Genomic DNA, 19,403 nt, shown 5'->3' with positions numbered 1-19,403 from the left:
TAAGAAGAAATAGAGCGTATGCGGAAGCGGGCCAGCGAATGTAACCTAATAACGTTGCCTCGGAGGAAAATGTTTCTGCCGTAAGCGATCTCTCCAAAACTAGTCAAGGTACGAGCAAACTCCCGGAAATTCGCCATAATATTTGTGCCGACTAAATCTTTCTATATAAGTAAAGCGCATGCCGATGCCGGCATGCGCTGCTAAATGTCCGATAGATTATTTTATCTTACTGTAGCGGTTTCCGCATACTTCTTGAAGTTGTCCAAAATCGCCTGCCATCCGGCCTGCTGCATCTCGATGGCATTGGTTTCTTCCGCTTCGAACGATTCGATGATCTGCGTATCATTGTCTTTGCGAAGAAAATCAATCTTCACTTTTCTGCCGTCGCCGAGCGTATAAGAGATGCTCTCGTTAATAATTACTTCGTCGTACTCTCCGCCGAAATCAAAGCCGAAACTGCCGTCCTTCGCTTCCATTCTTGATAAAAATTTACCGCCGGGCCTTAAATCGTTCTCGGCGTGTGGCGTGTGCCAGTCATCGGACGCCTTGCTCCATTGCGTAATATGCTTTGGATCCGTCCAATATTCCCATACGCTTTCAACCGGGGAATGAACAATCGTTTCTACTGTCAGTACTACCGGCTTTGCCGCTCCCATTCCATAACCTCCTTAATGTGGATATTCCAAAATCAATTATACCAGAAAATTCTAACTGCATTTCTTCTCGATTGCTATTTTGTCAGCTTTGAACCAAGCTCTCAATAAACTCCAAGTCCTGCCCGATTTTCCCGGCTCCTGCCCCCTCCGTTACAATTGCAGGCACTTCTTCAGCAGGATCCAGATGATACTGGTAATCTTTGAAGTTAATGGTTATCGTGGATTCCGTCGGCTGACTGCCCGTTGAATGGCTGAAGATGTTACCGCTCAGTTCATAACGGCCTGGAATTAAACCATGGAAATCGCCGATTGGGTCTTTCACATCTTGATAATAATTGTTTTCAAATCTCATTTTTGCGTTGCTGCGAACATTGGATGCGGAAAGATTAACGTTTTTAATATAGTTGTTGTAAATATGAGCATGTCCGCCGCGATAAAGCGGTACACGCTGTGTTACATTTTCTACAAAGTTATGGTGGAAAATGAGTCTGCGGTCCGGTAAAGCATCCACTTCGTCATTGCTTCCGACCAAGAGCACCCGATTGCTGTCTTTAAAATGATTCCAGGAAACAATGACATGCTGCGCATTATTTTTAATCGACATTAATTCATCAAATCTTTCCCCTTCGGGAAGCTGTCTGCCGCCGTCAATAAAGCTATTGTGTCTGACCCATATGTCGGTAGCATTGTTAATTTCAATGCCGTCTTTTGCTTTCACGTATTGAATCGTCAAGTTTTCGACGATAATATTGTGCCCATGAATTTTTAAGCCTGAGCCGTCCAATATTCCCCGATCGGCAACACCGATAATGGACAAGTTTTGAACCGAGGAACCGATCGAAATCGCACGCTCCGTTTTTCCGGTTGCTGCGACCCAATCTTCATATTTAACGGTTCCATCGATGTAAATAATGGAAGGTTCTTTTCCTGCTGCTGTTACTTGATTTATTGCTTCTACAAATTCAGCAGCATTATGAATGACATGAATATTGTCCGCTGCCGCTCCGGCACCTCCGGTAATCCTTTCATGCATATCGCTGAATCCCGGCACTTCCTTTTCTACAAACAGGTAGATCTCATGAATGTTAATTTCGGCTTGGTAAGGAAGCAGGATTTCAATAAAGGCATCATCAACATCCCATAATGTAGTTTCCAGCCGGAGCATCGTATCAAAAGAAGCGGTATCCGCCGTGTAATTCCGCCAGTCGATCAAATGTAAAGGAGCTACATGGCCGATATCCCTTTCGTCGGTAATTTCGTTCTTCATCGTATAGTACATCCCGTTTGTCGTTTTGCTTACATCGACACCGGCATTGATATGCACCCCGATTTGGCCGGAAGAACCATTTAGAGCCGTCAGATCCAGCAGCCCTTTCCCATCTTTAATCCCAATGCGGAGATAACGATTGCTTGCCCCGCCTGGCGCCTCTAACGTATTTTTAAATGTCTGTCCAATTCGTTTAATGCCTTCGTCATATTTCACAAGATCCAGAATTTGCAGAACATTGATTCGTTTGGCTTGGGCATACCTTTTTTGGATAGAATCTTTCGTTCGATCTATTTTATCGGCATCATGAATAATGATCTTATCGGAGACACGGGCAGCGGGCGGTGCAGGATCGGCACTTCCGGGTGCGTCATTGGCAAATACTGTAGGCGTTAATGCAGCCGCTAATGCAATAATCAAAGTGAATACGAGACACCTTTTCATCGACATTTTTTTGGTCATTCCCAGTACCTCCATTTGATATTTCGTTTCATCGCTTACATAAAAAGCGCTTACAAAATTTGAAGGACAGACACCACGTATATTCCTTTCAACAAGATTGGCGGCTCAGCTGCCGATCTCTGACATTCATTCACCTCCGGATCACCTCGAAATTTTGGAATGATACATCACAGCTGTGCTTCCATTAGCTGCTGTTCCCAACATAATGGATTTGCCGCTTCACCTCAACGGGTGATTTCCGCCCTAATATAGGCGAATTTAACCAACCGTACCGGCAAATAAAAAAACTGCCGATTCAATCGGCATGCTGTTCACATTCACTGTAAGCAACAGGGCGGTCGCTATTTTCGTCATTGCATGGCTTCTTGTCTTATTGTTATAGTTGATGAAATATGAAGTTCGTATAAAGAACAGGAAGAGAAGGAATCGAGGTCGGTTCATATGAAAATCGTCGTCGTATCGGATACGCATATGCCCAGAATGAACAAAAAGCTGCCGGACCGGCTGCTTCGCGAGCTGAAAACGGCAAAAGCGATCATTCACGCGGGGGATTGGACGAACCTTTCCGTGTACGAGTCATTGGCCGCATTCGCTCCGGTTTACGGTGTCGCAGGTAACAATGACGGAGCGGACATTATTCACAAGTTTGGATTCCGGAGGCTCATAGAGCTTGATGGTGTAAAAATGGGTATCGTTCACGGACATGGCACCGGGAAACGAATAGATACAGAAGCACGTGCGTTGGAAGCTTTCAAAAATGTTTCTTTGGATGTGCTGATCTACGGCCATTCCCATATTCCAGTGCTGAAGCGATCAGCCGGACTGCTCGTCTTTAATCCCGGATCGCCAACGGATAAGAGAAAGCAGCCCTTGTATTCATTCGGTATTTTTAAGCTTGCGAGCGGGACTGTAACTGCCAAACATATTTATTACGGTGACAAATCCTAGATGTTCAATTAGTTATTGTCGTTCAAAAGGACGTCGATTTCCGCCGCGGCACGGTCCAGCCCTGCTTGAACGGTCATTTCGTCAAGAAATATTTTGCTCATGTATCCGGTATAGATTTGTTCGATATTCCCCCAGTTTTCAACCGGCGGACGCAGAAATGCGTCATCCGTGGCTTCCACAAAAGGATAAAGGTAAGAATCCCGGTTAACCGTCCAAGCAAAACGCGCTTCCTGGTTGGTCGGGATCAATCCGGTTGCCGCCATTGTCAGCTGCGCTTCCTTTCCGGTCATCCATTTCATAAACGTCCATGCTTGAGCAGGAGCTTGGCTGCCTTTCATAATGACCAAATGATTGCCGCCCATAATCGAAGCCGAGCCGCTGCCGCTCGGAAACGTTATTGGAATCGTCTGCTTCAAGGCCCGGTCCAGTTCGGCTCTCTCCAGCTTGCTATAATACCATGGTCCTTCATCCGTCATAAGCACATTTCCTGTTTTGACTCCGCTCCAATTGTCGCTGCGGTCGTTTATGCTCGAAAAATGAAGCAGCTTTTCCTTGTAAAGCGACTTTAACTGGCTGACGGCATGAACCGTGTTATCGCTGTTTAAAAATCCGCTCGATTTGGTAAAATCATCATTTATCATTGCTCCACCGAGGCTGTAGATATAAGGAAGCGTATCCCATGGCTCCCATCCCCCGAGACCGATCGTATAATGGTTTTGCCTGGCGACCATGATCACTTCCTGAAGCGTTCGCGGCGGCTCCGAATAACCCGCCTGTTCGAGCAGCTCCCGGTTAAAAATAGCCGATTTCACATAAATATCAAGCGGCAGGGAATATAATTGTTCCTGGTCAAAGCCGACTCTCATGGCCTCCTTATGAAAAAGTGGGAGGATATCTTCGTCATCACCGAAATATTCGTTTAGCGGCACCAGAAGTCTTTTGGTTGTAAACTCGGGTACCCAAGCGAGTTCGATCCGGACGACATCAGGCCCCCGATAGGAAGAGGCCAGAGAAATCAACGTATTCCTTAATTCGTTATTGACGGCCACGTTAATGGAATGGACACGAATATCCGGGTGCAGCCGTTCAAATTCGGGAATAAGCTGCTCCTCGAGAACCCGCGTTTCTTCATCGCTGTAACTGTGCCAGAACGTAATATCGGTGCTGTCTTTGCCGTGAAGCGTTTCAACCTGTTCCGGATCGGTGATGACCGCCTGCCCTCCGCATCCGGATAGCCAACCAACAGCCAAAAAAGCTATGAAAATCGAACGGAGAGCCATTTCGGAATACCTCCTTCTAGCTGCATGGCGGCCCGGACGGCCGATGCTTATCCCTGTATTCGACCGGAGTGAATCCCGTCGTTTTTTTGAACATTTTGCTAAAATATTTGACATCCTTAAAGCCGGCGGCTCCTGCTACATCATAAATCCGGCTTTCGCTTTGCGCTAGCAGCCGTTTGGCTTCCCGGATCCGAAGCTCAATTAAATAATCGATAAAATTTCTTCCCGTTTGTTTTTTGAATAACAGACTGAAATAGCTTTTATTGAGATGAATGATATCCGCCACACTTTGTAAAGTTAAATTGTCCGTATAATGCTCGGTTATATAATTGAGAGCTTTGATAATCAATTGCCCGCTATAGCCGCTGTTCGTCAGATCCGGGATGACCGGCTTTACGATTTCCTCCAGCAGGATGACCAGCTCCGATTGCAATTGCTCCAGCGTTTCCGCCTGCCGAAGCAGATCAAGCCGTTCGGGGAGCAAGGGTCCGGCGCCTTCATGCCTTTCACAGATAAGGGAAACCAGACGGCACGCCTCATGCTTCACCTGCTCCGGCGTTTGCTCTCCGCTCTTCCATTGCTCATAAGCAAAATCAGCGGCGATGGAAATCGGATCGCCGTTACGAATGATTTCATAAAATGGCGTCCAATCCCGTTTCCCTTCCGGTTCCGTTAACGTCCGCTCCCCGGCTTCTTCCGAGCCTCTTGCGCGGTACAGACCGCCTTTCCCTTCGAAAAATCGCCTTTGGCAGGCCTCCCGACTGCAAAAAAATCCATCCAAAATCCGGCCTGCTCCTTGCTCGATTACGAAGCCCGCCGATATTGAAATTCCCCATTGCGCTTCCGCAGTCCGTTTCCATTGCTGCAGAAGGTTCTCCTCTTCCCCATCGGGATCCGGAAACAGCAGAAATATACCGTTCTCGGATACCGGCATAGCGGCCCCCTCGCTTAACTCCGCATAAAAGCTTTCCTGCAAATCCTCAAGAAGCATCAGCAGATTAAGATAACCGTGATTGTTAGCCCACTCCTCCGCCCCGTCAAGCATAAGATAAGCACAAATATAACGCTTCTCCAGCCAAGCGGGAGCCCAAGCGGCCGAGGATAGGGAAAGCTGTTCCTGAGCGATCACTCTTTTGATTTCCTGCTCGACACTTTTTCTTGTCCGGTACAGAGCGTCTTCCCGGAAACGAACTTGCTCGTCGTCCTTTCTCCTCTCTTCTTCAAGCATAGAAATGCAGCGCTTCAGAACGGCAAGAAGGTCATCGCGGTTCAAGGTCAATTTTAACAGGTAATCGACAGCGCCCAGCTTAAGCCCCTCTTTCACGTATTCAAAATCGCTGTAGTTGCTGATCAGAATCACTTTCAGCGAAGGATAACGTGCCAGCGCCTGCCTGACAAGCTCTATGCCGTTTAACAAAGGCATTTTGATGTCCGTAATCAGAATATCAAAAGGAGAGGTTTCCAGAGCGGCAAGCGCCTCCTCCCCGTTGGCGCAGTCTTCCTCCGCCGACATTCCCTCCTTCTCCCAATCAATAAACGAATGGATGCCGCTGCTGATAATCGGCTCGTCATCCACAATAAGTACACGATACATCCTCTTTCCTCCCGAACTACTAAACTACTGTTATTCTGAATCGAATTCCAATTGCCTTTTCAACAAAATTCGAACGTCGGCCCCTTGTTCCGGCCCGTTCGTTATGGACCATTCCGAATGATCGGCATAATAAAGGCGCAGCGTATCGTAGAGATGGCGCAGACCGATGCCGATTTGGCCGCCTGCAATAGCCGCCTCCGGATCGTTTAATGTCTTCAGCCTCCCATCCCCGACGCCCAGTCCGTCATCTGAAATTAGAATCTGTACATTTCCTTCTTCCGATCGGATTCGAATCAAGATTCGGCCATCCGTTTTTTTCGGGACGATTCCGTGAAAAATGGCGTTTTCCACCAGCGGCTGCAGCAGCATGCGGGGAATAACGATTCCTTCCATACCTGGTTCAACGTCCAGCTCAAGATGGAATTTTCGTTCATAGCGAAGCTCGAGAATAACGAGATACTTTCGGATAATGTCCAGTTCTTCCGCCACCGTTATAATGTTCCCGCTTTTGCCCATATTCGCCTCAAGCAGCCGATTCAGAGCCGACAACACCCCGAATGCACGATCGTTTTGCTTCGATTGGATCAACCAGCCTAAAGTGCTTAGCGTATTATATAAAAAATGCGGGTGGACCCGGTGCGTGACAGCACGCAATTCTGCATGATGCTTCTGGCTCTGCTCGTCGTTCACCTGATGGATTAACCGTTCGATTTCATCAAGCATCCGGTTAAATTGTTGGCCAAGAAGTCCGATTTCATCGGAGGACCGGACAGCCGTTCTTACTTTCATATCTCCTTGCTTGATTTTCTGCATATCTCTGGTCAGCTGATTAACAGGTTTGACCACTTTTTTAGCGATAAGCAGTCCAATGGCGATCGCAAGAATCGAGAACACGGCCGATGAAATCAAAACTCGGGATTTGAGACGATCCAGCTGCCCGGTGATTTCACGGACCGGTACGGTACCGACAAGCATCCACCCGTTGCTTAGAAGCTGTTTGACCCCGTAATAAGGAACCCCGTTCATGCGGTATTCAAATTCCGTCCGATCGTGACCTGTAATATTTACGAGTAATTCGGGATCCTCTATTTTCTTGTTGATCAGGGTGAGATCGCTGTCGATCATCATTTTCCCCGCGGAATCCACGACAAAAAACGTTCCTGTTTTCCCCAGCTTAAGCTTGTCGACCGTGCCGAGGATGGAGCTGCCGTCCAATAGGACCTGAACCAGTCCGATATTTTCGAGCGTGTCAAAGTTTTTTAATACCCGGCTGACAGGAACGACCAAATCCGTATTCACACCGCCTCCGTTGAAGCGGTCATATTGAATTCCCTGCCAGAGAAGCGCCCCATCCTTTCGTTTAACCTCCTTCACCCACTCCAGTTCGGAAAGCTTTATATTACTCAGCTTCGTTTCGGCAAAGGTGCCGCTGCCCCAGCCTCTGCCCTCCTCTTTGAATACATAAACAATTTTCACAAAAGAATTGGAATAAACCATATTGTTCAGCAAGCTATTAATAAATTGATAGTTCCAGCTCTCCTCGTAAGACGGACTGTTGTTCAATTGCATGACAGCCTTCTGAATATTCGGATTGCCGGCAATGAAATCGGAAGTATGAACTCCGCTGTTCAGGGTTGCAGACAGAGAGTCAGCCGTTTGTTTGCTGATTTGCACGATTGACTCCCGGACATTTTTTTTCAGAACCGAATTTGATTCCATATAGTACGACAAGCTTGTAAAAAAAACCGGGATTAAGATTACAAGCACAAGCGCGAGAATGATTTTGGCTGAAAAGCTGTTCGTTAACATTCGGACCATGATTCAACACCTTATTGTATGGTTTCTGTTATTTTACATGTTAATGAGTTCATTAGACCATTGAAGGTTTTGGAAAGCGGGATAGTGTCCTATGTTTGTTAAACAGCAAAAGGAAATGCACCATCTAAGTCAGTGGAAAAAGCCAGGAATTTCTAGTCCAAAAATCCATTATATGGGCATTTTCGGGAGTGAAGTGTCCTTTTTTTAGATAGAAATAAAAAAATCAAGGTTGACTGCTTCGTACGAATTCATCCGATGACTGAAGTCATGTCATGCTTTAGAACTATAAATTCCTCTATTTTTTGCTTGAAATTCGCTTCAAACCGTTGTCCCGGCTCCGTTTTCAGACGTTCCAACCTTTATGCATACGGTCTAGTCATAATTCATCATTGATAGAGGACGGCATTTGCTGATAAATTTTTAGCAGACCCGGGTCAAACGTTTGCACAACGACAAATAGGAGATGAATGACGACGATGAAAAAGAAATGGACGACGATTGCGCTATGCTGCAGTCTGTTATCGGGCTCGGTCATAGCTGGCGCAGCTCCGGCAGCGGCAAAGCAGACTGATCAGACGGATATTTCAAAAGGATTTGTTTCAAACAGTGAACTGGATAAGCGTGTCATCTATCAAACATTTAGCTTGTACCAGCCGTATGACAAAAATATGTACCGTATTCTTGAGAAAAACAGTAAACAACTGAAGGATTGGGGCGTCACTGACGTGTGGATGCCGCCGGCTTACCGGGCTTTTTCCCAATCTTACTACGGTGAAGGTTATGCGATCGCAGACCGTTACGATTTGGGCGAGTTTCCGCAAGGCTTGAACGGCGAACGGGCTACCAAATACGGGACGAGCGATGAGCTTAAGAAAGCGATCAAAAAAATGCAGGCCGGCGGTCTTAAAGTTCAGGAAGATCTTGTTCCCAATCAGATGATGGGGCTGCCGACACCGGAAGTCGTAAGCATTACTTCGGTCGATAGCTTCGGTAACGAAAACGATCCGAATGTGAAAGACAGACTGGTTCAAGTATACAGCAGAGGCGGCGGTCCAGGCCAGGCCAAATACGGCGTGATCAAGGAATGGAATCATACGTACTACAACGGAGCAACTCCGCAGCAGCTTGGATTGTACCGTGTCATGGTCGATGAAAACTTGAAGCCGTACCGTTATTTCGGGCCGGATGACGCAAATAATCATCTCCCGCAATGGCTGGCAAACTCCGATGCTCAAAAATATGGAAAAATCAATGCGACAGACACTTATCTGACCGTTGATTCCTACTTCGCCGTCGAAGGGGCGGCTACGGAAAACGACCAAGTGTGGAGACCGATGCTGCTCTTCTATATCGATCCGCAGCAGGGGTCGACTAACCAGACCTACCTTGATTTTATGCGGGCAAACGGTTTTGACGGCAGCAGCGACGACGAAGTCAGAAAGAAAATCATCGAAGCGGATGCCGAGACTGTATCCGAAATAACGGATAAATATATTTTCTCCCAACCAGGATATACGGCGGCAACCGATCCGCACGGAAACCTTCGGTTTAACAACGGCCATAACGACCACCTGAATAAAAACGTGCTGCAGTACGAATTTTTGATCGGAAATGATATCGATAATTCGCATCCTGTCGTACAGGAAGAACAGCTGAACTGGGCCAAATTCCTGATGGATGAATATGGCTTCGACGGCTTCCGTATTGATGCGGCGTCACACTTAAACACGGATATCCTGACCAAAATGCGGGATTTGATGAGCTCGCGTTATGGCAAAGATTTGAACAATCATTTAAGCTACATTGAATCCTACACCGATAATCAAGTGGATTTCGAAAACGCCAATAGCAATGGCCAGCTCGTATATGATCACCGTATGTTTGGCGCGATGCGGGATGTACTGGGCAATTCCTGGAGCTGGCGTCCGCTTAGAGATATCGTAAGCTCCTCCTACGTCGACCGCACTAATCCGGACGGCTTTAAAACGCCGAACTGGTCTTTCGTCAACAACCATGACCAGGAGCACAATGCGATTAAGCCGATTCCGCTTACGGAAGAAGAAGCAAACGGAGTGAAGCCGAAAACGCTGGCCTATGAGAAAATCCAGTTCGAAAAATATGCCAAGGACAGAGAGAAAGCGGATAAGCAGTTTGCTCCTCATAACGTGCCAAGCCAATATGCTTATATTTTGACGAATAAAGACACCGTTCCTACCGTTTTCTATGGAGATATGTATGAAGGAAACAAAGCCTACATGTCGGAGAAGACGCCTTACTACGATACGATTGTCAAGCTTCTTGAAGCACGTCAAAAGTTCGTTTCCGGCGATCAGAAATTGACGTACTACCCAAGCAATACGTCGTCTGAAGCAGGAAAAGATCTGCTCGCCAGCGTACGCTTCGGAACGAGCCGCAATACGGGCGTCGCGACCGTTATCGCGAACAACCCGAACGTTAACACAATTATCAGCGTCGATATGGGCAAACAGCATGCCAATCAAACTTTCGTAGACGCAACCGGCTTGAGCGGAGATGCGTTGAAAACAGACGAAAACGGAATATTGACTGTGCCTGTTCTTGGCAAAACCGATCCTTTGGTACGCGGTTATCTCGGGGTTTGGGTGCCTTCCGAGGATACAAAAGGCAAAAAACTTGATAACGGCATCAAGGGGATCGATGCTTCCCTCGTTCCGGCTCCAGCGGGCGCCAATAATGGCACTGGAACCAGCGATAAAGCCGCAAACGGACACGAATGGCAAAACGGCGACATAAGGCAATTCCAGAAATGGCTGAAACGGAAACAGGAGTAAGATGAGCAGCCGCTTCGTATCTCGGTCGAAAGCAGCATCAATTTAAAAACTAAAAAGCGGAGGTCTGCGATTGACGCAGACCTCCGCTTCTCTCTTCTTCCGCTTAGCGGAGAAGCTTCAGAAACTCTCTCATAAAGCCAGGCAAATCCGGCCACGCGTGTCCGGTTACCAGCTTGCCGTCCACATGAAGCGTATCCGGCGCATAACGCGCGCCAAGCTGCTCCACATCAAGCTTGCATGCCGTGTATGCCGTCATCGTGCGCCCTTCGAAAAATCGCTTGTCTTTAAGCGCGGCGAACACCTGAGCGGCGTGGCAGATTGCGCCGACCGGCTTGTCCGACTCCAGAAAATGGAGGAGAATACGCGGCAAATGCTCATTGGTCCGGATATACTCCGGCGCCCGGCCTCCCGGGATGATCAGCCCGTCAAATTCAGCGGGATCGACGTTCTCGAACGCGACATGGGCCTGCAGCTGATGCGCCGGCTTCTCTGTATACGTCTCCCAGCCGTCCACGAAATCGTGAACGACGGTATGCAGCACTTTTTTTGAAGGAGCCGCGATTACGGCCTCATAACCTTCCTCCAAAATGCGGTAATACGGATAATAGATTTCCAAAACCTCTGCAGCATCACCAGTCAGAAATAGAATTTTTTTCGACATGGACTCACTCCTTGGTAATAGTTGGAACCCTATATATTATGATCGATTGCGCCGTTTTTTGTAAATGGGTACAAATGCATATGCAAGCTATTAATTGGATGGGATGATCCGGATCTCTTTGTCCAAATTAACAAGCATCATAAAATTACGATTAAAAGTGAAAATGCGTTTTACCTGATAATAGGACATCGTTACAGCAGTGAAGGCTTCGCTGAGCGAGAAACGGAGCTCGGGCCTGTCGATCAGCAGTCTGCGCGATTCCCCCTCAAATTCGGGTCCGCATGAGATGATCTCCAGCTTGCCCTTGCTCACTGCTTTATCAATTGCATTCAGAAAATATTGAGCCTGCTGATAGCTGTATTCATTTCGAAGCCACTGGTGCAGGTCAAAAATAATGGAGTTGGTCGTCACGTAATTACGTTCAAGATCATGCATATCCAGAAACAGGGAACGGGCTTTCAAATGGCGCGGGTCGTCAGGATTCATTAGAGCGGCTAAAGCCGTTTCATCCAGAAAAATGGTATCCTGAATGTTCAATTGGTTATCCATCTATCGGTACTCCTTCATTCTATAGTTTGCAAAGTCCATCCAAATACAGGAGCGGATTAATTTCCTTTTGTTCCACGGAGATTGGCGGCGCTTCGCTTGGGACACTTGCCAGGTATTGGGCAACGAGTCCGTCCAGGATCGCTTGCATAGTCGTTTGCTGCTTATCGGCGATTGCTTTCAGCTCGTCATAATGCTGCGGATTGAGTTCTATCGCGGTATCGTCATCTTCTTCATCTCTTGAAGACATGAAATTGGAAGTGACATTCTTCACTTTTCCGAATTGATTTTGTATGAAGCGTTTGTAACTGTTCACCATCGAAATTCACTCCTTCTGTATAACTTTTATAAAGATTCGTCGAATTATGTCAATTTCAGGGGGTAATGCTGGGTGGAAAACCAGGTTCTGCCTCGAAACAAAAAAAAGCGTGCCGCAGCATGCGGCACACTATATCTGTAATCGATAGTCCGATCGGGATGAAGTTAGCTGCCGAAGTAATCCGCCAACCCCTTCGCAATGGCTTCGGCTGCTTTCTTCTGGTAGGCGGAGCCGCGCACGATGGATTCATCCTTTTCGTTCGACAAGAAACCGAGCTCTACGAGTGTAGATACCGTATCATTTTCCCGCAAAACGTGCAGGTTGCCAAATGAAATTCCGTTGCTTTTGAGGCCGATGCCTTCCCCAAGTCTGTTCTCAATCGCACGGGCCAATGGCCGGTCTTTCGTTTCGGAATAATAGAAAGTAAGAATGCCGGACGCGTTCGTTTCCGAAGAATTATAATGGATACTGACAAAAGCATCCGCACCGGCGGATTCGCTTACATTCACCCTGTCGGCAAGCTGGGGCCTCTCCTCTTCCTTCGTTCTTGTCATGAGGACGCGTGCTCCACGGCTTCGAAGTTCATTCTCAAGGTAAAAGGAGGTGCTCAACGTAAGTTTTTGCTCAATCGTTTCATAGTTCGTTCCGATCATTCCGGGATCGTTTCCGCCGTGGCCGGCATCAACGACGATGACTTTCCCTTTCAGTCCATTCGATTTCCCCGAAGAAACCGCTGTCGATGGTTTGGCACCCTTTGCAATGTATTGATCGGATACCCAACCGGTTAACCCGTCCGCGGTCTGGATCCGAGCCCAGCCTTTCCGGTTGTCTAAGATCGAAACCGTCTGATCCTTGGCTAAGTGTCCCAAAATGTCATAGTTCAATCCAGCGCCGGCTCTGATCCGCAGCATATCCACCAGCGCAGTCGCCCTGGCGGCGGCAGAACTCTCTTTCACAGGACTGTCTTGTTCTGTCGCCGATGCCGTAACGACATGTCCATCGGTCTTTTTCAAATAATAGCCTGCCGCCCAGCCGGAAATCCGGCCCGATTTGATGCGCAGCCAGCCGTACTTTTCATCCGAAACGGTGACCAGCTCACCTTTCTTCACACCGCCTACAATCGTCGCTTCAAGTGAAGGCTCGCTGCGGACGTTCAAGGAGTCGGTATTCACCTTAGCCGTGTAAGTGCCGCGTGCTTCCGCCCGGTTTGGGATATAACCGGACATACTAATCAAGCCACAGATCAAAATTGTCAACCATACAATTTTTTTCATATCAGTCTCCTTTAGCATTTTTAGGATATGTAGGTCTACTATTATACCTGAATCTGCTAGATTGTGCAGACAAATTATGTATTTTCATGCTTTCATTCTACAGCATATTTCGATGATGATTAGATTCATTAAGGATGGAAAACATAGTAATACGTGGTAAAGCGTTTTGCAGCACCCATGAACTACTATGAGAAAGGAGCTGCTCAGCATCGAAAAACAAACCATTTCTCACTTTCAAATCGGGCTGCTTTTTTACGTATTTATGACGGGTTCCTCCATCATTAACGTGCCTGGCGCGTTGATTGGAAAAGCGGGGAATGGTGCATGGATTTCCCTTCTCGTGTCGGGAACGGCCGGATTTTGTATTCTATCTATGCTGCTGCATCTGCACCGCCGCTTTCCCGGTTTAAGTTATGTCGAATACAGCCGAAAATTAATCGGAAACACTCTTACCGTACTTTTATCGATCATAACGTTATCCTTTCTTTTTCAAATGCAAGCGGCCATCGTATTAGATGTCGGCATATTTATGATCAGTTCGATGATGAGGGAAACTCCGATGTATGCATTTACCTTATCTATTTTTCTCATTGCGGCTTTGACGGCAAGAGCGGGAATTGAGATCATGATCAGAATGTTTACAATCATTGTGTTCAGTACTGCTTTCTTATTAGCAGCCATTTATGTCCTTGCAATTCCTGATTATCATGTGTCTTTTTTGCTTCCTGTGCTTCCGAAAGGTATCAAGCCCGTCCTATCCGGGGCCTATTTTACATTTGGCTTCCCTTATAGCGAGGTGTTTTTGTTCGGCATGCTGCTTCCGTTTGTCATTAAGGGCCCGGTGAAGAAATTATCTAAAACGATGATGCTTTCCTTCGTCATGAATGTCGTCGTTTTGTGTATTACAACCGTATGCGTAATCATGGTCTTTGGGGCCCATGCCGCTGATCGACCTTATGCGCTGTTTGCAATGGCGCGAATTGTCGAATTCCTGGAAATTATTGAAAGGATTGAGTCGGTTATCGGGATGTCGCTCATTCTGGGATCTTATATGAAAGCGACAATTACCCTCTATGTGTTAAGCTTGTTTATCAGTCAGGTTTTCAAGCTGAAATCCAATAAGGCTATCATACTGCCGTTAGCTCTGTTTGGTTCTCTAATGGGACTCGTTAACTATGACGGGGCTACGCAGTGGATCAACATGGTTACCGTCATTCATCCGGTTTGGGCGGGCCTCGCATTTGTTATGCCGCTTTCGCTCCTGACGGTTGTATCATTGTTCAGAAAAAAGATAAAGCAGGATCCCTAGAGATCCTGCCTGGTTCTTTTAATTTCAGTATTTAATCGTAAGCACGACGACGGACATTGGAGGAAGCTCCGCCGTAAAGCCTTCAGCAGTCACCGTTACTCCGTAGAACGGAGCCGGTTTTATGGCATCCGGCTGTTGAAATGTATTATGCGCATGCATATCATGGCTGGTTAACACCGTCCCGTAAACGGTCCCCCGCTTATTTTCGTTTCCCCGCAATTGCACGTCTACGTTGGCACCGTCCGCAGGATTGAGATTGCAAAGGCTGATATGAATGGCCCCTGCTGCATCCTTTGACGCCGAAGCGCTAACCTGCGGCAGCTGCTCGCCGTTATATTCGTACATGCCGGTATCAAGCCCGATGTCCAGCCGTTCCGCATTCTGATGGACCTTATACATTTCAAACACATAATAACTCGGGGTAACGATCATCATTGCCCCTTGGGTTAAAATCATCGCCTGCAGTACATTAACCATCTGCGCAATGTTCGCCATCCGCACCCGGTCGTTATGGCTGTTAAAAATATTTAGAGTAATGCCGGCCACCAATGCATCGCGGAGCGTATTTTGTTGATAAAGAAAATCAGGGTTCGTACCGGGCTCGACATCGTACCAGGTTCCCCACTCGTCGACGACGAGCGCTACCCTTTTGTCCGGATCGTATTTATCCATAATCTCCGAATGTCCCGTAATCACTTCATCGATGAACAAAGCTTTTTTCATAATAAGAAACCATTCTTTCTCCGTGAACACCGTTGCCGAACCTTTGTTCTCCCATGACAGCACCGTATAATAATGCAGGCTCAAGCCGTCTAACCTGTTGGCTGCTTCGCGCATCATGACCTCGGTCCATTCGTAATTCGTTTCTCCTGCGCCGCTCGCGATTTTGAAGATTTTATTATCTCCATAATTGTAGATGAAGGTCTGATATCTCCGGTACAAATCCGCATAATATTCCGGCCGCATATTGCCGCCGCAGCCCCAGTTCTCATTGCCGATACCAAAATATTTTAACCTCCACGGCAGCTTCCTGCCGTTCGCCTGCCGCCACAGCGCTAGCGAAGATTCTCCCGGATACGTCATATACTCGATCCATTCCGACATTTCCTGTTCCGTACCGCTCCCCACATTGCCGGCAACATAAGGCTCGCACTGCAGCAAGTCGCATAAGAGCATAAATTCATGGGTCCCGAATTGATTGGTCTCAACCACCTGACCCCAGAACGAATTTACGGTCCGTTTGCGATATTGACGCGGACCTACGCCATCCTTCCAGTGGTAGTACTCCGCGAAGCACCCGCCCGGCCACCGCAGCACGGGAACCTGTATTCTTCTTAGCGCGTGCAGCACATCGTTTCGTATGCCGTACGTATTGGGAATCGGCGAATGCTCGCCAACCCAAATGCCATCGTAGATGCATCTGCCAAGGTGTTCCGCAAAATGCCCGTAAATATTTTTATCAATGATCCCGGCTGTTTTGTCGGAATTAATCAATAGTGTGCTGCTCACCGCTCGCCTGCCGTTAATCATGAAATCACGGTAATCCATATGTTCACCCTTCCATCATGAAAATAAAGTCACGGCTTCCGTTTCGCTATTTTCATGATATGGCGGGGCAAAGCATATTAGCATTGGGTGCGAAAAAAGCTCTAAAAGAAAAAGCGATTCACAACCAAATGGACGAGAATCGCTTCCCGCCTTGAGTGCGTCTTGTCACTCGCGTTATAATAAACCGAAACCTCAGATTTAACCAGTGTGGGAGGAATTTGAATGCCGGAAAGCTGCAAAGTAGAGTCTGCACTTGAGATCTTCGTCGGGAAATGGAAGCCTGTCATCTTATTTCATCTTTTTACAAACGGAACAATGCGATTCAGCGAGCTTCAGAAGGCAATGCCCGATATTACCAAAAAAATGCTAACCTCCCAGCTAAGAGAACTGGAATACCATAATATCGTACATAGAGAAATCTACCGGCAAATCCCCCCGAAAGTCGAATATTCAATAACGGAGTACGGCAAGAAGCTTACGCCTCTTATAAAAGCGCTGGGAGAATGGGGGATGGCTCATGTCCAGCATTTAAAGGAGCTGTATGGTGAAGAGCGTTCCGTGGACGCTTTCGAAGGTAAAGAAGAGATTTCCGGAGCATGATGCCATCGTAAATAAAAATCCCCACCGTGTGGGGATTTTTCTCTAGATTTTTCTATATGGATGCTTATTTTCTTAATGTTCGAAGCGCTCCGCCCCATGCAAGAACCTGATCAAGCATAGCATTGACGTTGGGCAGGTGAAGCTCTGCCGGCTTGAACGTAGAGAAGTTCTCGAAATCGGTAAATAACGATAAAGTCGGATGAACGCGAACGTCTGCCACCAAGAGCTCACCCAGAATGCCCCGCAGATGCTCGGCTGCGCGTGCTCCGCCTGTTGATCCATAACTCACGATACCGGCAGATTTGTTGTTCCATGCCTCACGCGCGGAGTCCAGTGCATTTTTGAGCGCGCCTGAGATGCTGTGGTTATACTCTGAAACAATAAACACAAAGCCGTCCAGGCTGTCAAGCTTAGCGTTCCAAGCCGCCAAGCCCGGCTCTTGACCAATCCCTTCTCCGAGGAACGGCAGCTTGAATTCCGCAATATCCACGATTTCGTAGTCCGCGTCACCGCGGCCGTCCGCAATATTTTTGACCCATTCCCCAACCTGAGGACTTACACGCCCTTCACGCGTACTGCCTAAAATAATGCCGATCTTGAGATTTTCGCCAGCCATTTCTATTACCTCCCGATTTATATGTAAATTTTTTGGTGTTCCTTTATTAAGTATAGTAATTAATAAAAAGAACGTGAAGAAGGCACTTTTGAGAAACCAGGTATCTTTTCGGTAACCTGCGCATTCCGGACTGCCAAAAGGAAGAGCCCTAACTGATAAAACCAGGGCTCTACTGCTATAGAGTCGTTATTTCGATTTTTTTTTGGCTGCCGACCGTCCCTGCTTCTTCGGGTCATCAGATGGGGGAGCCGCATGCTGGGAACCATTCGGCCTGATTTCTTTATTTCCACTTCCCATATTGAGTCCTCCTTTCCGCTGCTTCTTTCTTAGTTATTCGTTGCATCGGCAAGCTTCATTCGAAAGCCCGGGTACCCAAATGTTACCTGTATCCCGCGGCAGAGCTTAACTGTGAACGACCTCTATAGACAAAGGAGAAAGCGCATGCGTCTGATCGAAAAAAAGAAAGGCGTCGTATCGCTTCGAGATGACGGTCGGGACATAATTGCCGCGCTCGCGCTCCGGATGATAGACGACGCCGATCGCCCGGTGGCCTAGCGTGACCTCATCCAGCACCGGCGTTTCTTCATCGAACAAGAGCAGCTTGTTGTCCGCGCCGCTGCGGTGAAGCAGCTCCTCCCAACTGTTCGTGATTGCCTCCGGAACCTTCATTTCCTGCGCCGGCGCTCCCCACGATCTCCCGGCTATGACGGTTCCCCGGTAAGTGCCGTAACCGACCGCAAACACGTCGCTGCCATGCTTCTCGCGCAGCAGTTGACCGACGTTTACCATTCCTTCCTCAGCCATATCCGTCCATCGTGCATCTCCAATATGAGTATTATGCTCCCATACAATTGCACGGGCCGTTTCTCCGTGATACTGCATCAGCTTCTCCAAAGCTTCCACCATATGACGGTCCCTGATGTTCCAAGACTCGGCATCATGACGGATCATCGTGCGGTAATAAGCTTCCGCTCCTCTCACGGCCAGCGCATTCATTTCCGCACTGAGCGCATCCTCCCGGTCGTCCGATCCCGCCTGCCTCCACCTGTCCTGAAGCCTGCGAAGCAAATCCACGACCTCCCCCTCACAGCCTTCCCCGTAAAAAGAAGCCGAAATGCCGTATTGCTGCTCGTCGCGTCCGTGAGGCTCGAAGCATTCAAAAGCACGCCTGGCCGCCTCCAGATCCGATCCCGGCATCGCTTCGAGATAGCTCAAAATTTCGCTCATGGATTCCCATAAGCTGTACACATCAATCCCGTAAAAGCCCGCTTTTTCGGAATCGGGCTTATCGGCATTATACTTTCGCAGCCATTCCGCCAATTCCACGATTTCGCGGTTGGCCCACATCCATTCCGGCCATCTTGCAAAATCCCGAAGCGCTTCGCGGACGTCGTTTCCGGTATCCCCGCAGCCTTTGACATACCGGTTCAGCGTATAACAGGACGGCCAATCCCCTTCAACCGCAATGAACCGAAAACCGAAATCAGCAATGAGACGTTTGGACAAAGCCGCCCGATCCTTATAATACTCCGAAGTGCCATGCGAGGCTTCGCCCAGCAAAACATATTTGGCTCGGCCGGCCCTTTCGAGTAATTCGTTTGCGTCCTCCGGTCCGTTGTATGGTTTAGCCAGCATGCCGATCGTCTGCAGCACCAAGCTTTGCTCCATCGCTTATCCCTCACTTCTTTCCTAAAT

16 protein-coding genes are annotated in these 19,403 nt (G+C 47.9%); 4 read left to right on the top strand and 12 right to left on the bottom strand.

The features are described 5' to 3' along the window. Positions 1-221 precede the first annotated feature (221 nt). Together KP806_RS04160 and KP806_RS04155 are read right to left on the bottom strand one after the other, a co-directional pair. Complete coding sequence (locus KP806_RS04160; protein ID WP_224722272.1) at positions 222-656, bottom strand: SRPBCC family protein; 435 nt, start codon at positions 654-656, stop codon at positions 222-224. An 82-nt stretch (positions 657-738) separates the two neighbouring features. Continuing rightward, positions 739-2,385, bottom strand: a complete 1,647-nt coding sequence (locus KP806_RS04155) for a pectate lyase family protein (protein ID WP_224722271.1) — start codon at positions 2,383-2,385, stop codon at positions 739-741. A gap of 441 nt (positions 2,386-2,826) precedes the next feature. Here KP806_RS04155 and KP806_RS04150 point away from each other — a divergent pair, with 441 nt between their 5' ends. After that, positions 2,827-3,333, top strand: coding sequence for a metallophosphoesterase family protein (locus KP806_RS04150; protein WP_224722270.1), 507 nt, complete (start codon positions 2,827-2,829; stop codon positions 3,331-3,333). An 8-nt stretch (positions 3,334-3,341) separates the two neighbouring features. Here KP806_RS04150 and KP806_RS04145 read toward each other — a convergent pair whose 3' ends face one another. Genes KP806_RS04145 through KP806_RS04135 form a run of 3 tightly spaced genes read right to left on the bottom strand, consistent with a single transcriptional unit; the run spans position 3,342 to position 8,025 of the window. Then, entirely contained in the window at positions 3,342-4,613 is a 1,272-nt protein-coding gene (locus KP806_RS04145) for an extracellular solute-binding protein (RefSeq protein WP_224722269.1), read from the bottom strand. 16 nt (positions 4,614-4,629) lie between these two features. Next, positions 4,630-6,207, bottom strand: a complete 1,578-nt coding sequence (locus tag KP806_RS04140) for a response regulator transcription factor (protein WP_224722268.1) — start codon at positions 6,205-6,207, stop codon at positions 4,630-4,632. Positions 6,208-6,237: 30 nt separating this feature from the next. Then, complete coding sequence (locus KP806_RS04135) at positions 6,238-8,025, bottom strand: cache domain-containing sensor histidine kinase (protein ID WP_224722267.1); 1,788 nt, start codon at positions 8,023-8,025, stop codon at positions 6,238-6,240. A gap of 476 nt (positions 8,026-8,501) precedes the next feature. On the opposite strand from KP806_RS04135, the gene KP806_RS04130 reads away from it, so the two are divergent. Then, a complete protein-coding gene (locus KP806_RS04130; protein ID WP_224722266.1) occupies positions 8,502-10,835 on the top strand; it encodes a glycoside hydrolase family 70 protein in 2,334 nt (777 codons plus the stop codon). Positions 10,836-10,938: 103 nt separating this feature from the next. On the opposite strand, the gene KP806_RS04125 is transcribed toward KP806_RS04130, so the two are convergent. The 4 genes from KP806_RS04125 to KP806_RS04110 all read right to left on the bottom strand — a co-directional run bounded on the left by KP806_RS04125 (position 10,939) and on the right by KP806_RS04110 (position 13,635). Beyond that, on the bottom strand, positions 10,939-11,496 hold the full coding sequence (locus tag KP806_RS04125) for a DJ-1/PfpI family protein (RefSeq protein ID WP_224722265.1): 558 nt from the start codon (positions 11,494-11,496) through the stop codon (positions 10,939-10,941). Positions 11,497-11,586: 90 nt separating this feature from the next. Continuing rightward, on the bottom strand, positions 11,587-12,045 hold the full coding sequence (locus KP806_RS04120) for a type II toxin-antitoxin system VapC family toxin (RefSeq protein WP_224722264.1): 459 nt from the start codon (positions 12,043-12,045) through the stop codon (positions 11,587-11,589). A gap of 19 nt (positions 12,046-12,064) precedes the next feature. Beyond that, on the bottom strand, positions 12,065-12,361 hold the full coding sequence (locus tag KP806_RS04115) for a hypothetical protein (protein WP_224722263.1): 297 nt from the start codon (positions 12,359-12,361) through the stop codon (positions 12,065-12,067). A 164-nt stretch (positions 12,362-12,525) separates the two neighbouring features. Continuing rightward, positions 12,526-13,635 carry an N-acetylmuramoyl-L-alanine amidase gene (locus KP806_RS04110; RefSeq protein WP_224722262.1) on the bottom strand — a complete coding sequence of 370 codons (1,110 nt, stop codon included), beginning with the start codon at positions 13,633-13,635 and terminating at the stop codon, positions 12,526-12,528. 187 nt (positions 13,636-13,822) lie between these two features. Between KP806_RS04110 and KP806_RS04105 the strand changes: the two genes are divergently transcribed. Next, positions 13,823-14,944, top strand: coding sequence for a GerAB/ArcD/ProY family transporter (locus KP806_RS04105; protein ID WP_224722261.1), 1,122 nt, complete (start codon positions 13,823-13,825; stop codon positions 14,942-14,944). Positions 14,945-14,968: 24 nt separating this feature from the next. On the opposite strand, the gene KP806_RS04100 is transcribed toward KP806_RS04105, so the two are convergent. Continuing rightward, positions 14,969-16,453 (bottom strand): alpha-N-arabinofuranosidase, encoded by a 1,485-nt coding sequence (locus KP806_RS04100; protein ID WP_318153462.1) that lies wholly within the window; start codon positions 16,451-16,453, stop codon positions 14,969-14,971. Positions 16,454-16,714: 261 nt separating this feature from the next. Between KP806_RS04100 and KP806_RS04095 the strand changes: the two genes are divergently transcribed. Continuing rightward, a complete protein-coding gene (locus KP806_RS04095; protein WP_224722259.1) occupies positions 16,715-17,092 on the top strand; it encodes a winged helix-turn-helix transcriptional regulator in 378 nt (125 codons plus the stop codon). 64 nt (positions 17,093-17,156) lie between these two features. Here the strand turns inward: KP806_RS04095 and KP806_RS04090 are convergent, their stop codons facing one another. Both KP806_RS04090 and KP806_RS04085 read right to left on the bottom strand, forming a co-directional pair. Next, positions 17,157-17,708 carry an NADPH-dependent FMN reductase gene (locus tag KP806_RS04090; RefSeq protein WP_224722258.1) on the bottom strand — a complete coding sequence of 184 codons (552 nt, stop codon included), beginning with the start codon at positions 17,706-17,708 and terminating at the stop codon, positions 17,157-17,159. A 402-nt stretch (positions 17,709-18,110) separates the two neighbouring features. Beyond that, positions 18,111-19,376 (bottom strand): erythromycin esterase family protein, encoded by a 1,266-nt coding sequence (locus KP806_RS04085; RefSeq protein WP_224722257.1) that lies wholly within the window; start codon positions 19,374-19,376, stop codon positions 18,111-18,113. Between the last annotated feature and the right edge of the window lie 27 nt (positions 19,377-19,403).

Origin of the sequence: Paenibacillus vietnamensis (genome assembly GCF_020169515.1) — a bacterium.
Classification (GTDB): Bacteria; Bacillota; Bacilli; order Paenibacillales; family Paenibacillaceae; genus Pristimantibacillus; species Pristimantibacillus vietnamensis.
The sequence above is the reverse complement of the archived record's forward strand: the minus strand, read 5'-3'. Positions and strand labels throughout refer to the sequence as shown.